This is a genomic window from Paraflavitalea pollutisoli (assembly GCF_029360705.1).
Classification (GTDB): domain Bacteria; phylum Bacteroidota; class Bacteroidia; order Chitinophagales; family Chitinophagaceae; genus Paraflavitalea; species Paraflavitalea pollutisoli.
Genome location: NZ_JARKMX010000001.1, coordinates 919,605 through 936,063, shown reverse-complemented (window position 1 = coordinate 936,063; position 16,459 = coordinate 919,605). Strand labels below are relative to the sequence as shown.

Here is a 16,459-nt window from a genome sequence, read left to right as displayed (position 1 = left end):
GCTATTGAACTGCCTCCACTCCTCCTCACTATTTAAAATCATCCGAATGGGCCGGACCGGCAATCTTCGACAGATCGACCGTTGGCTTATTCACCTCACTGACATCATGGATGTCCATCAACAACCTCGGCTTTTGTCCATCCAGTACTTCTACAAGCGTTTCCTTGGGTTTGTGCAGGCCCACATAATGGCCTTGTGAGATCACAGACTGGCGGCTTACCTGCGTAGGTCCTTCGATCACCCAATCGCTGGTCGCCTTCTTTTCGAAACGACATTCATTACAGATCCAGTCATTCACCTCTCCCCACTGATCTTTGCGGGCCGTTACCCGGAACACTTCATCACCGCGGTTCCAAAGGGTTACCTTACCGGAACATTTGGGACAATCGCGGTGCGCATCAACCGGCTTCAGGAACCATACACGGTTCTTGAACCGGAAGGTCTTATCGGTAAGGGCTCCTACCGGACACACGTCGATGACGTTGCCGATAAAGTCGTTATCCAGTGATTTCTCGATATAGGTAGCGATCTCGGCATGGTCGCCGCGATCCAGTACGCCATGTACACGTTTGTTGGTGAGCTGATCGGCGGTAAACACGCAACGGTAGCAAAGAATGCAACGCGTCATGTGCAGCTGGATATAGGGACCCAGATCATGTTTCTCGAAAGTACGGCGGCCAAATTCGTACCGGGTACCTTCTTTACCGTGATCGTAGCTGAGGTCTTGCAGGTGGCACTCACCGGCCTGGTCACAGATGGGGCAATCGAGCGGGTGATTGAGCAGCAGAAATTCTACTACCCCATTGCGCGCATCGATCACACGTTCGCTGGTAATGTTCTTGACGATCATGCCGTCCATGACATTGGTACGGCAGCTGGCTACCAGCTTGGGCATCGGACGGGGGTCGGCGGTAGAGCCGGCGGCTACTTCCACCAGGCAGGTACGGCATTTACCACCACTGCCTTTCAGTTTACTATAATAACACATTGCCGGGGGGGCAACATCACCGCCAATCATACGCGCTGCATTCAGGATAGATGTTCCTGGCTCCACATCAATGGTGATGTTATCAATAGTAACCTTGAATAATTTCTTTTCTTCGGCCATAATATTATTTCTTAACCGCTATATAGTTCTGTTCTGTTATCGCTTACGCTGTAGCAGGTACGGGTCTCGGATCGGCGTAATGTGCCAGTCCGAAATTGCGCTGCTGACTTTCTACCGGGTTCAGTACATGCCATTCGAATTCGTCCCGGAAATGGCGGAGGGCAGCAGCCACGGGCCATGCAGCAGCATCACCCAGCGGACAGATGGTATTGCCTTCGATCTTGCGCTGGATATCCCAGAGCAGGTCGATATCGCTCATCTTTCCTTTGCCCGTTTCGATGTTCTTCAGGATTTTTTCCATCCAACCGGTACCTTCCCGGCAGGGCGAACACTGTCCGCAGCTTTCGTGACGGTAGAATCGGGCCAGCGTGAGGGTATGACGTACTACGCACTGGTCTTCGTCGAGCACGATGAAACCACCACTACCCATCATGGTGCCGGTCGCAAAACCACCGTCCGACAGGCTTTCGTAGTTCATGATCCGCGTGTCGCCCTTGGCTGTTTTGAACAGCAGGTTGGCAGGCAGAATGGGTACAGAAGATCCGCCGGGGATACAGGCTTTCAGCCTTTTGCCATTGGGGATACCTCCGCAGTATTCGTCACTGTAGATGAATTCTTCTACAGAAATGGTCATGTCGATCTCATACACGCCGGGCTTGTTGATGTTGCCACAGGCAGAGATCAGTTTGGTACCGGTCGATTTGCCAACGCCGATCTTCGCGTATTCTTCGCCACCCAGGTTGATGATGGGTACTACCGCAGCGAGCGTTTCTACGTTGTTCACCACCGTAGGGCAGTCCCACACCCCTTTAACCGCGGGGAATGGTGGTTTGATGCGGGGATTACCACGCTTGCCTTCCAGCGACTCGATCAGGGCTGTTTCTTCACCGCAGATATAAGCCCCGGCACCACGCTGTACATAGATCTGTAAGTCGAAACCGGAACCGAATATATTCTTGCCGAGCCAGCCGTTGGCGTTTGCTTCGGCAATGGCCGTTTCGAGTATGTCGACGATCCAGGCGTATTCACCACGGATGTAGATGTAAGTTCTGTTGGAACCGAGGGCATAAGATGCCACGATCAGCCCTTCGATCAGCAAGTGGGGGATGAACTCCATGAGGTACCGGTCTTTGAATGTACCGGGCTCCGATTCATCGGCATTGCACACGAGGTAACGGGGCACACCTTCGGGTTTGGCAAGAAAGCTCCACTTCATACCGGCTGGGAAACCGGCGCCACCACGACCCCTCAGGCCGCTCTTCTTCACTTCTTCCGTCACCTGGTCGGGGCTCATGGTCTTCAGCGCTTTTTCAACACTGGCATAACCTCCCTCACGACGGTAAACCTCGTAGGTACGTATCCCTTCAACGTGTGCTTTCTCTAATAATAATTTTCTGCCCATTGCTTGATTTGAATTAGTGTGTTTTTTTCAACACGTACTTATCTGCCAGCTTCCCGGTGATACGTTGGCCCTTTTGATCGAGCTGTATCAGGCTTTCGGGCTCTTTCACATAACGGCCGGGAGCATTTTTTATATCCAGTACCAGGGTATCGCCCTGCATCACCCATTTGCCGGTATCGGTAAACTCGTTGCTGCCGGGACCACTGGCTTTCTTACCCGCATATAAAGTTCGTTTCCGGTACGATGAATCGCTCATCAGGGTGAGGATCACCTCCTGCCCTTCACAATCTGCACAAGGCAATACGCCCGAATAGACAGCGCTGATCAATGGAGGTGCGGCCGTAGCCAGGGAATCCGGATTTTGGACTTTGGCAGCCGTATCGAATCCTTTGGCGTCCTCATTGGTCTTGCCAGCGTTTTCATCGGCACAGGAAACAGCGAGTAATGCGACAATAGATAAAGAACTAAGTATTTTCATAACGTAGAATTGAGTGCAAAGCAGGCGATCAATTCATCGACGATGCCTTGGCACGGCATTCAGCAATGATCTGATCTACTTTGTCCCTGGTCAGGTGCTCGCGATAATGTTTGCCCAATTGCATCATCGGCGCGTAGCCACAGGCTCCAAGGCATTCTACGGTTTTGAGGGTAAACAGCCCATCGGCAGTAGTTTCACCTACACCAATGTTCAGTTTTTCTTTGATATAGTCAATGATCTGGTCACTGCCATTCAACATACAGGGGCCCGTCTGGCACACTTCAAAAAGATAGCGACCGACAGGTTTCAGGTTGTACATACTATAGAAAGTAGCCACCTCATACACTTCGATCGGCTCGATCTTCAGCAACGAGGCAACATAGTCCATCGTTTCTGAGCTCAGCCAACCACCATGCTCTTCCTGCGCCAGGTGCAATACAGGTATCAACGCACTTTTCTGCTTGCCGTCGGGGTAGCGGGCAATGATCTCCTGTACTTTCTGTAGTTTGTCTGCTGTAAAAGCCATATTACAATTCGAAAATTTGATAGTTATGCGTCTAATTCTCCGGCGATCAGGTTCAGACTACTCATCACGATGATCGCATCGCTGAGCATCGCTCCTTTCGTCAGCTCTTCATAAGCCTGGTAATAGATGAAGCAGGGGCGACGGAAGTGCAGGCGGTAAGGCGTGCGGCCACCATCGCTGATCAGGTAAAAGCCCAGCTCTCCATTACCACCTTCTACCGGGAAGTATAATTCCCCTTTGGGAATATCGATCTCTCCCATCACGATCTTGAAGTGCCAGATCAGCGCTTCCATCTTCGTGTATACGTCCTTCTTCTCGGGCAAATAATATTCGGGTACATCAGCATGGAATATCTCCGATTCCTTGCCTTTGAATTCCTGTATCTTCTTGTAAGCCTGTTCGATGATGCTAAGCGATTGCCACATCTCCTGGTTACGTACCAGGAAGCGGTCATAACAGTCACCGGTAGATCCTACCGGGATCTCGAAGTTGAAATCCTCATAGCTGCTGTAGGGGCTATGAACACGTACATCGTAATCCACACCGGCGGCACGCAGGTTGGGACCTGTGAAGCCATAGTTCAGGGCTCTTTCGGCACTGATAGGACCCGCCCCAATGAGACGCTCCATGAAAATGCGGTTACGGTTGAAAAGGTTCTCAAACTCCTTCAACACGGCGGGATACTCACGCATGAATTTCTCCAGCTTCTCCCAGGCGGTAGCGGTAAAGTTTCTTTCGAAACCGCCGATACGGCCCATATTGGTAGTAAGACGTGATCCACAGATCTCTTCATAGATCTCATAGATCAGCTCACGGTATTGCATCACGTACAGGAACCCGGTGAAGGCGCCACTGTCCACACCCACGATAGAGTTACAGATCAGGTGGTCCGAAATACGGGCCAGCTCCATCACGATCACCCGCATGTAATCGACACGCTTGGGGGTCGAAACGCCCAGGAGCTTTTCGCAGGTCAGGTGCCAACCCATGTTGTTGATCGGAGAAGAGCAATAGTTCAACCGGTCGGTGAGGGTAGTGATCTGGTAGAGGGGGCGGCGCTCGGCGAGCTTTTCAAACGCGCGGTGGATATACCCCACGGTCTGCTCGGCAGAGATAATGCGTTCACCATCCAGTTCGAGAATGTTTTGAAATACACCATGCGTAGCGGGGTGTGTAGGCCCCAGGTTCAACGTGGTGGTTTGCTTCTCGATAGAGCCTTCCGGCAGTCGGATATTTGAATGTTGTATTACGTCAGACATTACTGTCCTGTTTATTTTATCGTGAACCGGCAAACGATGCCGGCAAATGCTTTATTGGATCGAACCACCTCTGCCAAACATTTCATCATCTTTGTCGATACGCGTCTGGTCTTCCAGCGGGAACTCCTTCCGCATGGGGAAGTAGTCCATTTCATCGACATTGAGTACGCGCTTCAGGTTGGGGTGACCAACGAAGTTGACCCCAAAGAAGTCGTAGGTTTCTCTTTCCATCCAGTTGGCCGATGCGTACAAGGCAGTAGCGCTGTATACATCGGGACGGGTAATGTCGGTGAATATCTTGAAACGGAGGCGGACGTTGTCGGTGAGGTTGTGCAGGTGGTAGACAACAGCCAGTTCACGGCCGGCATCATCGGGATAGTGTACAGCCTGCAGGTCGGTCAGGAAGCGGAATTGCAGTGTCGCGTCGTCGTACAGGAACTGCAGCACTTTCAGGTTCAGCTCTTTCGGCGCTTCAAAGGTCAGCATACCATAGGGTTCGTTAAAACCTGTAACCTGTTCGCCAAATTTTTCTACCAGTCTTTGCTTGATATGTTCGTAGGTCAGTGCCATGGGTGTTGCTATTCTATTGGATACCATAACTTTCCATCAACTGCTTATAACGCGGACTGTTACGTCTGCGCAGCTCTTCCTTGCCTACCAGGTCCTGCACGCGCATGAAACCATCTAGGACAGCTTCGGGGCGGGGCGGGCAACCGGGTACATATACATCGACAGGGATGATCTGGTCGATACCCTGTAAAACGCTGTAAGTGTCAAAAATACCGCCACTGGAGGCACAGGCGCCCATTGCCAGCACCCAACGGGGCTCGGCCATTTGCAGGTACACCTGTTTTACCACGGGGGCCATTTTCTTGGCAATGGTGCCCATTACCATGAGCAGGTCACACTGACGGGGGGAGAACCCTACCCTTTCAGCGCCAAACCGGGCCAGGTCATAGTGAGCAGCCATAGTAGCCATGAACTCAATACCGCAGCAGGAGGTAGCGAAAGGTAATGGCCAGAGGGAGTTCTTTCTTGCCAAACCAACGACCTGTTCGAGGCTGGTGGCAAAAAATCCTTCACCGCCATAGCCTTCAGGCCCTTCTTTGACCAACTTGACGTCGGTCTTACCGTAAATGTTATATTGAACTGGACGTGGCATACGATCTCTTTTTTGAGTGAATAACCGGGTTTTGTTCTTATCTGTTGCTAATGATTGCAGCAATAACACTGCCTGGCTTTCGCCTTCACTGTCACCCGATAATAACAAAAGTCAAAGTAACTATATTGATCCCGCCTGGCAGGATTAATATGCTTTTAATCTTCCCAGGTTAACGCTCCTTTCTTAATAATATATATGAACCCGCAAAGGAAAAATCCGATAAACATGAGTACTGCCATGAATCCATTCCAACCCAGATCCCTGAAGTTGACGGCGTACGGATAGAAGAAGATCACTTCTACATCGAACAGAACGAAGAGGATAGCTACCAGGAAGTACTTGATGGCCATTGGTTGACGTGCATCACCATGGCTCTTGATACCGCTGGCAAAGTTGGCCAGCTTGTCGGAAGTGTTACGTTTGGGACCGAGCCAGTGCGTTACGCCCATCATGGCGCCCACGAATACGACAGCGAATAGGAGTTGTAGGCCGATAGCAAAATACCAGAAAGAGTTGTCCGGATTCTGGGCAACGGCTGAAACTTGCAACAGGTACATCATCAAAAACCCGTTTTTGTTTATCGGCAAAAGTAATACAGCATCCGCAATTTCCAATTTTGAAACTTCAAATTCAATAAAATAAAAAAATCCCTGTTATCACAATAACAGGGATTTATCTATGGAAATACGTTTTATGTTACCGTTTCGTTATTTGCCGCTTGCCTTATTACCACCGCCTGAACCAGCAGCGTTACCGCCGGGTTTGGGTTTGGTAGCTGGCTGCGCAGGAGCCGATCCTTGCTTCAGCGACTTCTCCATGATGGGCTTCATTTGCAGAGCAGAAGCGTTGGCAGGGTCGATGGACAGCACATGATTTACATAATCAAGCGCTGTTTGCTTTTCCTTCTTCACGTCATGGTACCAGATAGCCAGCCAGATATCGGCATTGACGATTTGTGACTTGAACTTAACAGAATCAAGCTGGGTTGCTTTGTCCCGTAACAGTTTATAAGCGTCAACCGCCAGTCCTTGTGAATTGGTCGAATCATCCATGGCTTGCTTGGTCTTGGCGCACCAGAGGTAGCCATAGATCTGGTCGGGATACTTTGTTTGATACACACCACAAAAGAGACTGTCGGCTTTGGGATACAGCTTTGCCTGGTAGTTGGCCATGGCATAGTTGTACAGGTCGGTCTGCGAAGGATTGGGATCCAGTGCATAAGCACGGCCCAGCCAGTTGGCTTCCTGGGCACGGTCGCCTTTGGCTTTTGCCAGGGCAGCGGCCTTATTGATAAACTTGATCTTGTTCTCTACCACAGTATCCAGTGCTACAGCTTTTTCCAGGTTGGCAAACACCTCAGCTTCCTGTCCGGGGATCTTGGAGTTGATCTTGGCCAGCTCTTCGTAGTCGGTGCCGAGTACTGGAGTTTCGTCATTGGCTTTCGTGAAGAAGGTTTCCATCGCTTTTTTGGCAGCAGGTGCATCACCCAGCGTATCTGCCGCAAAAGCTATCAGGCGATACATACGGGGAGATACTTTGTCGCTATACTGAGCGATAAGGCTCTCCGCCTTGGTACGCGCTTCGGCAGTTTTACCAGAGGCATACAGGAAATCTGTCTTCAGATATTCCATTTCAGGCCCCTGATCAGCATTGGCAATATACTTGTCCAGGTAAGGCGATGCTTTGTTTACATCCCTGAAATACCAATAGTAAAACAGTTCATAGTAAGCGGGCGTATAAGCTGGATCAATAGCTACCGCTTCTTCAAAATTAGGCAGGAACACCTCTTTATTACCTTGCGTGAGGTATACTTTACCAGTTTTGTACTTGGCAGCCGCCAGCTTTGCGTCGAGGCCAAATGCCTTGTTGTAAGACTGTACCGCATTACCACCGTCGATGAGCTTGCGGTAAGCGTCACCCATCAGCAGGTAGGTTTCGGGATCTTTAAAATTCTTCACCTGCGTAGCCAGGTTCAGCTTCTCGATGGCGTAGTTGGCATCCCCGGTTCTTGCTTCCACATTGGCGCGGCCCACAGCATTCAGCGCTTCTATATCCTTTCCTTTGGTAAGGCTGATCGCCGTTTCAAAGCGCTGCCGTGCATCATTGGGTTTACCTTGCATCAGCTCGATCTGTCCGATACCAGCCAGCAGCAGGGGCGCATTGCCATTCTGTTGCAGGGCCTTCTCATACAGGTTCTTAGCACCTATGGAGTCTTTCTGCTCCAGCAGGGTTTGCCCTAACCAGTAAACAGCATCGATGTTGTTGGGATTGGCGGCAAGCACTTTTTCAAATTGTTCCTGCGCACTTTTCCACCGCTCATAATAGAAAAACTTTCTGCCCTGCTCCACGTTCTGGGCAAAAAGGATGTTGCCTCCCGTGACAACCATTGCTACTAATAAAATGAATGATCTTTTCATCTTCTCGATTGCTGATTTTAGAGTTGTTAAATGTACGGAATCCTTTAAGGTTGTTTTATTCTGAGATTTGCATTGGTCTTAGATCATACGTCACTCTCGATGGCAACAGATAAGAACGGTAAAATATCTTCTGTCCCTTATCCGGATTGACGAGAAAATTCTTAAATCCGCTGCCAAGCCCTTCATAATTTTCTTTTAAAATATAATACAGCGGGCGGATCATCGGGTAACGGTTCATTGCAATATTGGCCTGTACCGGCTTGACATACTGTCCATTACATCCTTTACATTCTATATCAGCAATTTTTACCTTTTTCAGGAAATTCTGCTGCGTAGAATCATCTTTATCGCCAATCCAGCTCACCCCGATCAAACCGATCGCATCTGTATTATTCGAAATATAGTCAATCACTCCTTCGCTGCTGTTGGCCGCTACTACATTGGCGCCCATCGGCTGCCCCCTGAGTAACGAATCGACTACAAATCGTACTGTACTGGTGGCCGTGGTACCATCGAGCAATACCTTGTATTTGTACCCGCTGATGCCTTTTACCATGCCGCGTATGTCCTGCATCGTAAAAAGGGTATCGCGTACCTGGTTGTTCACGATCACCGCGATGGCATCGTAGGCCATCATTCCCCAGGTAGGTGTATAAGACAATTTTGTTGCCAGTGTCTTTGCTTCCTCATCCGTCAACGGACGGGTCACGATCACCATCCGTGTACTATCATTGTTGAGGTCACGCAGGCACTCTGCTTCCGGTTTGTACTCGACAATGATCTTAGCATCAGGCCGCTGTGATTCAAAGACCTTGATCTGTGAATCGATCACCGGTTTAAAGGCTTCATCGGCACTGATGTGGATCGTACCACTGGTCAGTGTATCGCTGTACGTACGGGTAGCGTTGTCACCACAACCGATCATGGCCAGTACAGCCACTACGATCACTCCTGCAAAGAACTTATTGAGACTCTTAATCATCCACTTGCGTTTCATTTCCCAGATTATTTTTCTTTTCCCTTCAGGTGTGAAAGATTGCTCAACGGCCCGTTTCAAAGCCCGATTTCCAATTTGGAAAAAGATCGGCTGATAACCGGTGTAGAATCTTTCAAATACCTTACCGAAAATGGTATTTACAGAATTAAGGTGATTGGATTTAATGATTGGATCTCCGGATCAACGGAAATAGTTTTTCTTATAGCCCCTATAAATTCTGAACCCACCATACAACAAACACAATCCTCCGAATACGTAGTTGAATGGCTTGGGGGGAAACTCCAGCTCTACACCCATTTTATCCGAGAACATAAAAAATGCGCCCATCGCGGTATAAATTAATCCCATACCATAGTCTGCTACTGTTCTCCTCGAACTGATGGCTTTACGCCTGTTCTCTTCCTGTCTTCTTTCTTCTGATTCTGTTGCCATCCGATTATTTAAAATGGGTTCGGGCAAGATAAGAAATAACCGCCAATTGAAAATCGCGGGTATTATTTTACCCAAAAATTAATGTCATCACCTGATCAAAAACATATATCTAAATCCGCTATTCTTCCACCTGAAAAATGATGGGTATCGAAAAATAAACGGATACATTTTTTCCTCCCTGCCATCCCGGAATAAAGCGGGGTATTTTTGCCAGCACCCGCAATACTTCCTTTTTGAAAGCTTCATCGGCTGCTGCTAAAAACTCCACGTGCGACACCTGACCATCCCTGCCGACCACAAAGCGTACCGGAACCTTTACACGTTGGCCGATTTCCAGCTTTTCCTCCGGCACCCGCAGGTGCTTGCCCAGGAATTAGTAATCGGTTGGTTACGAGTGTTTCAGCATGACTTGCGCAAGTCTGTCTATAAGATGCTTCCCCTGGATAAAATCCATAAAACATTCCCCGGTAGAAGGACCGACTTTAACAAATCGGTAAAGCCAATCCCCCATCCGCTTGACACGGCTACGGGGTGGGTTCCGCCAGGCAGCGGCGGGAAAGCACGGTTCATACTGCCCCGTAGCCATCTCCCTGCTCGTGCCAGCCCCAGCAGCAACCCACGCAAAAACAGCCTCTTCTTGTTCTTTTCTTCGGGAATTCTTCGTGTTTTCATTGGTAATTGCCCGGTATTTCCCGAAGAAGTCCCGAACAAGGGGCGAAGAAGGCTCGAAGCAAACCCAGCCCTGGGCCGTGCCATGAACAAGCCAATCATCCCCAGCCCGCCCACCTATTCCGGCCCCCTGCCCCAAACCTGCCCCGGCCTGATTATCTTTGCCCTATGAAGATCTTAATGGTCTGCCTGGGGAATATCTGCCGAAGCCCCCTGGCAGAAGGAATTTTACAGCACAAAGCCCAGCAGGCTGGGCTCGATTGGACGGTCGACAGCGCCGGTACCAATGGGTACCACGTGGGAGAAGCACCGCATCGACTGTCGCAGAAAGTAGCCCTGCTCAATGGGGTGGACATCAGCCAGCAGCGCGCACGTCGCTTTAGCGGGGCAGATTTTGCCCAATACGACAAGATCTACGCCATGGCTGTAGACGTAGTGGATGAAATGAAAGGGCTCGCCAAACAGCATTTCCAGGCCGGCAAGGTCGACCTGCTGATGAACGAACTGCACCCCGGCCGCGACCTCGACGTACCCGATCCCTGGTACGGTACGGAACCAGGCTACCATGAGGTGTACAAGATGATCGACGAAGCCTGCGACCGTATAATCGCCCAATACACCAGCAATAACCAGTAATCATCATACCAGAGACTTTTTAAGCACAATATGAGCAAGCCATCATTGCCGCAAGGCACCAGAGACTTTGGACCGGAAGTAGTTCGCAAACGTCAGTATATCCTCAATACCATCCGCAGCACCTTCGAGCTGTACGGCTTTCAGCCCCTCGAAACACCTGCCATGGAAAACCTCGACACCCTCATGGGCAAGTATGGAGAGGAGGGAGATAAGTTGATCTTCAAGATCCTCAACAACGGTCTTAGCGACGCCAAGAATAGTGAAAAAGCGAAAGCCGCTTTCGAAAAGGTATTGTCTGGCAAAAACGACAAGGACCTTACCGAGCGCGCCCTGAAATATGACCTGACGATTCCCTTTGCCCGCTATGTAGCCATGAACCACCAAACCCTCACCTTGCCCTTCAAGCGTTACCAGATACAACCGGTATGGCGGGCAGATCGTCCGCAAAAAGGTCGCTACCGCGAGTTCTACCAGTGCGACGCCGATGTGGTCGGCAGCAATGGCCTGCTCAATGAAGTAGAGTTATCCGCCATTTACTGGCAGGTATTCAGCAAGCTGGGAGTCAATGTAGAAATCAAGATCAACAGCCGTAAGATACTCGCAGCCCTGGCCGAAGCTTGCGGCGGCAGCGATAAGATGGTCGATATTACCGTGGCCATCGACAAGCTCGACAAGATCGGACTGGAGAAAGTGAAGGAAGAGTTGCAGACACGCGGCCTCGATGAACACCAGATCGCCATCATCGCCCAATACCTCGCCATCGACGGCACCAATACCGAAAAGCTCAACAAGCTGAAGGAACTGGTAGGCAGCCTGCCCACCGGCGCCATAGGCATCGAAGAGTTGGAATTTGTCATCAGCCAGTTTGCCGAGTTGGTGCAGGGTGATCAAACGGCCCCTTCTCCCCTCGTAGTCGACTTTACCCTGGCGCGGGGTCTGAACTATTACACGGGCATCATCTTCGAAGTAAAGGCCCTCGGCGTGCAAATGGGCAGCATTGGCGGCGGCGGTCGTTATGATGACCTCACCGGCCTCTTTGGCGTTCCTAACATTCCGGGCGTAGGTATATCCTTTGGGGTAGATCGCATTTACGATGTGCTGGAAGAACTGCAACTGTTCCCACAGGAGGTGCAAACCGGCACGCAGGTATTGTTCTTCAACCTGGGGACGGCCGAAAGCAAAGCGGCCTTTAGCCTGATGCAGCAACTGCGCAACAACGGCATCTGCTGCGAGCTGTACCATGAGCAGGCCAAATTCGACAAACAGTTCAAATACGCTGATAAAAAGCACATTCCCTTTGCCGTGATCCTGGGTACCAAAGAGCTGGAAAACCGTACCTGCATGGTCAAGCACCTGGGCAAGGGCGAGCAGCAGGAAGTGAGCTGGGAAAGCCTCCAGGAAGCCGTTTCAGGACTTTAGGTAGCCTTTTACGTCAGCACCGACTATACTTTGGCGGGACGTTATCCGACGGGCAGGTAACCTGCCTGCAGATGGCGCCCCGCTCTCTTTATCCGTACGTTACAGGTTACCCGGATCGTCGAAATCCGGAAAAACTGGCCTGCCAGGGCCAAAGCCACCCGGTCACCCCTGTACGAGCTGCTAAAGCACTGAAACGGCCACCAGCGACGCCCCTGGCGCTACCCGTTACCGTCCAGGCCCCTGGCAATCCATCAGGACTTTGCCTCACCTGACTGGTTATTTTGGACCATTGGTTTATTTCCGCTGGCAAATACGGGCAATATGTTGTTTATTTGAGGTTGATAAAAAACCCTTTATGCAACGTACTTCCTTCCTTAGCCTGCTCGCAGTAGCTTTTGTGTTGATCAGCTCCTGTAGCAGCAGCGATAAATCGGCGGTCGCTATTCCTAAAGACGCCGGGTTCGTATTTCATATCAATACAGCCTCGCTGAGCTCGAAACTGAGCTGGCAGGAAATCCAGTCAACGCAATGGTTCAAGAAAGTGAGTGCCCAATCGGAAGACTCCCTGGCCAAGCAACTGCTGGACAATCCCGATAAAACAGGCATCAACATGCAGGCCGACCTGGTATTCTTTGTCAAGAAGCAGGGACGTACCATGTACACTGTATTTGAAGGCGAGATCAAGGATGTAGCTGCCTTCGAAGGCCTCAACAAACAGATCAAGCCTGAAGGTAAAAAGACTACCGTAGGTGATATCTCGGTGTTTCAAAGCGACGAAAAATCGATCACGACCTGGAAGGGCAACCGCTTCATTTCGCTGTTTGCGATCCCTATGCCAGATGCCTACAAATTTTCACCGGACGGTGAAGAGCAAGGCACTCCCAAAATTCATGTCGACACCCTCATCAACTTCGCCAAATCACTGTATGACCTGAAGTCTTCGGCCAGCCTCACCAGTGATGACCGCTTCAACAAGTTGCTGAAGGAACCAGGTGACGTGCACGTTTGGGTCAGCTCCGACAACTTCACCGGCGATCTGATGGGAGACGTACTGTCTGCCACCAAGATCAGTGACCTGATCAAAGGCAATATTTCAGCCTTCACCCTCAGCTTCGAAAATGGTAAGATCGATGCCAAATCGACCAGCTATTACAACGAAGAAATGGGCAAGCTGCTCAGCAAATACAAAATGAAAGATATCGACGCCGACATCCTTTCCCGCCTGCCTTCCGAGAACCTGGTAGGTGTTATGTCTTTCAACTATCCACCAGATGGTCTTCGCGAATTCCTGAAAGTGGCTGGCTTTGAAGGCATGGCCAATGGGGGCCTGGGCAAAGTAGGTTATAGTCTCGACGAGTTCGTAAAAGCCAATAAAGGCGATCTGCTGATAGCGGCTTCCGACTTCACATTGACAACCGAACAACGCTCCATTCCCAGCTATGAGGAAGGTGGTACACCATATACCTATACCAAGAACAACCCCAAGGTCAATGTGTTGTTTGCTACCTCGATCAATGATAAGGCAGCATTCGAAAAGCTGGTGAGTGTGGTAAAAGAACAAACAGGTGGCTGGAGCGGCGACAGCACCTTCCCCATCACTTACTCACTGAATGATAAGTGGTTTGCCCTGGGCAATTCGGTAGACCAGGTCAACAAGTTCCTCGCCGGCGACGCGAAGAACAAGCATGCCGCCATCGGCAAACTGGCAGGCCATCCTGTTGGTTTCTATGTAGACCTGAAGAAGATCCTCACCACCTGGGACAATGCCACACCGGCCACTGATAGCACCACCAAAGCTTACCTGACAGAGTCGGTAAACATGTGGGAAGATGTGATCGCTACCGGCAATGGCTATAGCGGTGGATCGGTAACCGGCCACTTCGAGATCAACCTCGTCAACAAGAGCGTGAACAGCCTGAAACAACTGAACCAATACATCGACAAGATGGCGGCGCAGGGCAATAGCGGCAGGACCTTCTCGTTCTAAGCACAACTTATACGAAAAAGGCAGGGCTAACCCCCTGCCTTTTTTTGTTGATACCTTAATGCCTGACTACCGGATTATTATCACCAATCGATTATTTTTGGTTCCTCATGACTATAACCCTACAGGAAGTATTGCCCACCTATTTCGAAGAAAGCCGCCGGCACCAATCGGAAATATGGGGCAAGCAACTCACCTTCAACAAGGGTGAGTACATCAAGATCGTGGCGCCTTCGGGTAGCGGCAAGTCATCGCTGACGCATTTCCTCTATGGACTGCGCAACGAGTACAACGGCAAGTTGTTGTACAACGGCCAGGACCTGCACGGCTATTCGGTAGAAGATTTTGCCCGTTACCGCAAAGACCATGTCAGCATCGTATTCCAGGACCTGCGCCTTTTTCCCGAGCAGAGCGTACGCGATAACCTCGAGCTCAAGCGACAACTGAATCCCTACCATGGTCCGGAGAAGATCACCGAGATGGCCGAGCGCCTGGGCATCGGTAGCAAGCTATCGGTCAAGAGCCGCATCTGTTCGTATGGAGAGCAACAACGGGTAGCCATTATTCGTGCTTTGCTGCAGCCATTCGATTTCCTGCTGCTGGATGAGCCCTTCAGCCACCTCGACGACAACAATTCGAAAAAGGCGATGGAATTGATGCTGGAAGAAGCCGCCGCACGCGGGGCAGGTATTTTATTTGCCGACCTGGAGCGGATCGACTTTTTCCCCTGGCAACGTTTGTATCATTTATAGATCATTAGAAAAACCTACACTGTGGCATTATCCTTTCAGCCCATAAAGCCGCTACTGCAAACAGGCACCAATGCTGCCTCCCGCTGGTTCTCGTATATCGGCCTGGGCATCGGCGTACTGTTGCTGCTTTGTTCGATACAGATGTACATCAACATCCAGCAATTGCTGGGTGGCGATTCACCGCGCAAAGATGGACATGATTTCATCTCGATATCGAAGACCATCACCGACGAAACGATGGGGCAACTGGAGAAAAACCTGTTTACCGAAGCGGACATCAAAGATCTGGAAGGCAAGCCCTTTGTGAGTGGGGTGTCGCCTTTGCTGGCCAACAATTTCCGGTTTCAGCTGAGTGGCGGGTCACTGGTACCCTTTGTAACGGACTTCTTTGTAGAGTCACTCGATGACACGTTTATCGATACAGTACCACCTACCTTCCATTGGCAGGAAGGCGATGAAGTGGTGCCCATCATTATCGCCTCCGACTTCCTCGAGATCTACAATGTATTTGCGCCCAGCTATGGGCTGCCACAGATCTCCGAGTCGACGGCTACCAACCTGGGTTTGCAATTGATCTGTTATTACCCCGATGGCAACCGGGCTACTTTTCGCGGGCGGGTTGTGGCCTTGAGCGATCGCATCAACTCGATCATCGTTCCCAAAACCTTCCTCAACTGGGCCAACCAGCGTTTTGCAACTACGAAGGAACTCCGCGCTTCCCGGCTATATGTAAAGACAAAGGACGCCAACAGTCCGGACTTCCTCAATTACCTCACCGAGAAGCATTATAAGGTCAATAAGGACAAGACGAAATTTGGCCGGGTGAAGCAGGTATTGCAAGGCATCTTTAGTGGGCTCGGGATATTTGGCTTGCTGGTGGTAATACTGGCGTTGATGTTATTCTCCTTTTACCTGCAATTGATGATTGCCCGGAGCAAAGACAACCTGCAGTTGTTGCTGATGCTGGGTTACTCACCCAATTGGCTAAGTACCAATGTAGCAAGGCGATTTATTCCGGTCTATATTCTGGTGGTATTGTTTGCTGTAGCCGCGACGCAGTTGATGCAGTGGGCCTTTCACCACTTTGCCATGTACGATCGCGAGGAGCTCACTACCTGGCTGCACTGGAGTGTATTTGCCACGGCCGGTTTCCTGATCGCCTTGTCGCTATTCACCAACTACCGGATGGTGAAGCGATTGTTGTACAGGATGGCGTGA

Annotated in this window: 17 protein-coding genes; 5 read left to right on the top strand and 12 right to left on the bottom strand. The window is 50.5% G+C overall.

Annotated elements, in window-relative coordinates:
* Positions 1 to 28: 28 nt before the first annotated feature.
* From P2W70_RS03940 to P2W70_RS03885, 12 genes are all read right to left on the bottom strand, one after another.
* Positions 29 to 1,108 carry an NADH-quinone oxidoreductase subunit G gene (locus P2W70_RS03940; protein WP_276480119.1) on the bottom strand — a complete coding sequence of 360 codons (1,080 nt, stop codon included), beginning with the start codon at positions 1,106 to 1,108 and terminating at the stop codon, positions 29 to 31.
* A gap of 43 nt (positions 1,109 to 1,151) precedes the next feature.
* A complete protein-coding gene (gene nuoF / locus P2W70_RS03935; RefSeq protein WP_276480118.1) occupies positions 1,152 to 2,510 on the bottom strand; it encodes an NADH-quinone oxidoreductase subunit NuoF in 1,359 nt (452 codons plus the stop codon).
* 13 nt (positions 2,511 to 2,523) lie between these two features.
* Positions 2,524 to 2,988: a copper resistance protein NlpE gene (locus P2W70_RS03930; RefSeq protein WP_276480117.1), complete on the bottom strand. Its 465-nt coding sequence runs from the start codon at positions 2,986 to 2,988 to the stop codon at positions 2,524 to 2,526.
* Positions 2,989 to 3,016: 28 nt separating this feature from the next.
* Positions 3,017 to 3,514: an NADH-quinone oxidoreductase subunit NuoE family protein gene (locus P2W70_RS03925; RefSeq protein WP_276480116.1), complete on the bottom strand. Its 498-nt coding sequence runs from the start codon at positions 3,512 to 3,514 to the stop codon at positions 3,017 to 3,019.
* A gap of 23 nt (positions 3,515 to 3,537) precedes the next feature.
* Entirely contained in the window at positions 3,538 to 4,773 is a 1,236-nt protein-coding gene (locus tag P2W70_RS03920; RefSeq protein ID WP_276480115.1) for an NADH-quinone oxidoreductase subunit D, read from the bottom strand.
* A 51-nt stretch (positions 4,774 to 4,824) separates the two neighbouring features.
* Positions 4,825 to 5,343 carry an NADH-quinone oxidoreductase subunit C gene (locus P2W70_RS03915; protein WP_276480114.1) on the bottom strand — a complete coding sequence of 173 codons (519 nt, stop codon included), beginning with the start codon at positions 5,341 to 5,343 and terminating at the stop codon, positions 4,825 to 4,827.
* A gap of 13 nt (positions 5,344 to 5,356) precedes the next feature.
* The gene (locus P2W70_RS03910) at positions 5,357 to 5,935 is read right to left on the bottom strand and encodes an NADH-quinone oxidoreductase subunit B (protein WP_276480113.1); all 579 of its coding nucleotides are present in this window, start codon (positions 5,933 to 5,935) and stop codon (positions 5,357 to 5,359) included.
* Positions 5,936 to 6,090: 155 nt separating this feature from the next.
* A complete protein-coding gene (locus tag P2W70_RS03905; protein WP_276480112.1) occupies positions 6,091 to 6,495 on the bottom strand; it encodes an NADH-quinone oxidoreductase subunit A in 405 nt (134 codons plus the stop codon).
* 147 nt (positions 6,496 to 6,642) lie between these two features.
* Positions 6,643 to 8,352 carry a tetratricopeptide repeat protein gene (locus P2W70_RS03900; protein ID WP_276480111.1) on the bottom strand — a complete coding sequence of 570 codons (1,710 nt, stop codon included), beginning with the start codon at positions 8,350 to 8,352 and terminating at the stop codon, positions 6,643 to 6,645.
* 55 nt (positions 8,353 to 8,407) lie between these two features.
* The gene (locus P2W70_RS03895; RefSeq protein ID WP_276480110.1) at positions 8,408 to 9,349 is read right to left on the bottom strand and encodes a PstS family phosphate ABC transporter substrate-binding protein; all 942 of its coding nucleotides are present in this window, start codon (positions 9,347 to 9,349) and stop codon (positions 8,408 to 8,410) included.
* Positions 9,350 to 9,529: 180 nt separating this feature from the next.
* The gene (locus P2W70_RS03890) at positions 9,530 to 9,781 is read right to left on the bottom strand and encodes a hypothetical protein (RefSeq protein ID WP_276480109.1); all 252 of its coding nucleotides are present in this window, start codon (positions 9,779 to 9,781) and stop codon (positions 9,530 to 9,532) included.
* 118 nt (positions 9,782 to 9,899) lie between these two features.
* Positions 9,900 to 10,133, bottom strand: coding sequence for an energy transducer TonB (locus P2W70_RS03885; RefSeq protein WP_276480108.1), 234 nt, complete (start codon positions 10,131 to 10,133; stop codon positions 9,900 to 9,902).
* Positions 10,134 to 10,618: 485 nt separating this feature from the next.
* Here P2W70_RS03885 and P2W70_RS03880 point away from each other — a divergent pair, with 485 nt between their 5' ends.
* From P2W70_RS03880 to P2W70_RS03860, 5 genes are all read left to right on the top strand, one after another.
* A complete protein-coding gene (locus tag P2W70_RS03880) occupies positions 10,619 to 11,086 on the top strand; it encodes a low molecular weight protein-tyrosine-phosphatase (protein WP_276480107.1) in 468 nt (155 codons plus the stop codon).
* A 30-nt stretch (positions 11,087 to 11,116) separates the two neighbouring features.
* A complete protein-coding gene (gene hisS, locus P2W70_RS03875; protein ID WP_276480106.1) occupies positions 11,117 to 12,505 on the top strand; it encodes a histidine--tRNA ligase in 1,389 nt (462 codons plus the stop codon).
* Positions 12,506 to 12,860: 355 nt separating this feature from the next.
* The gene (locus tag P2W70_RS03870; protein WP_276480105.1) at positions 12,861 to 14,492 is read left to right on the top strand and encodes a DUF4836 family protein; all 1,632 of its coding nucleotides are present in this window, start codon (positions 12,861 to 12,863) and stop codon (positions 14,490 to 14,492) included.
* A 107-nt stretch (positions 14,493 to 14,599) separates the two neighbouring features.
* Positions 14,600 to 15,241, top strand: a complete 642-nt coding sequence (locus P2W70_RS03865) for an ATP-binding cassette domain-containing protein (RefSeq protein WP_276480104.1) — start codon at positions 14,600 to 14,602, stop codon at positions 15,239 to 15,241.
* A gap of 21 nt (positions 15,242 to 15,262) precedes the next feature.
* Complete coding sequence (locus P2W70_RS03860) at positions 15,263 to 16,459, top strand: hypothetical protein (RefSeq protein ID WP_276480103.1); 1,197 nt, start codon at positions 15,263 to 15,265, stop codon at positions 16,457 to 16,459.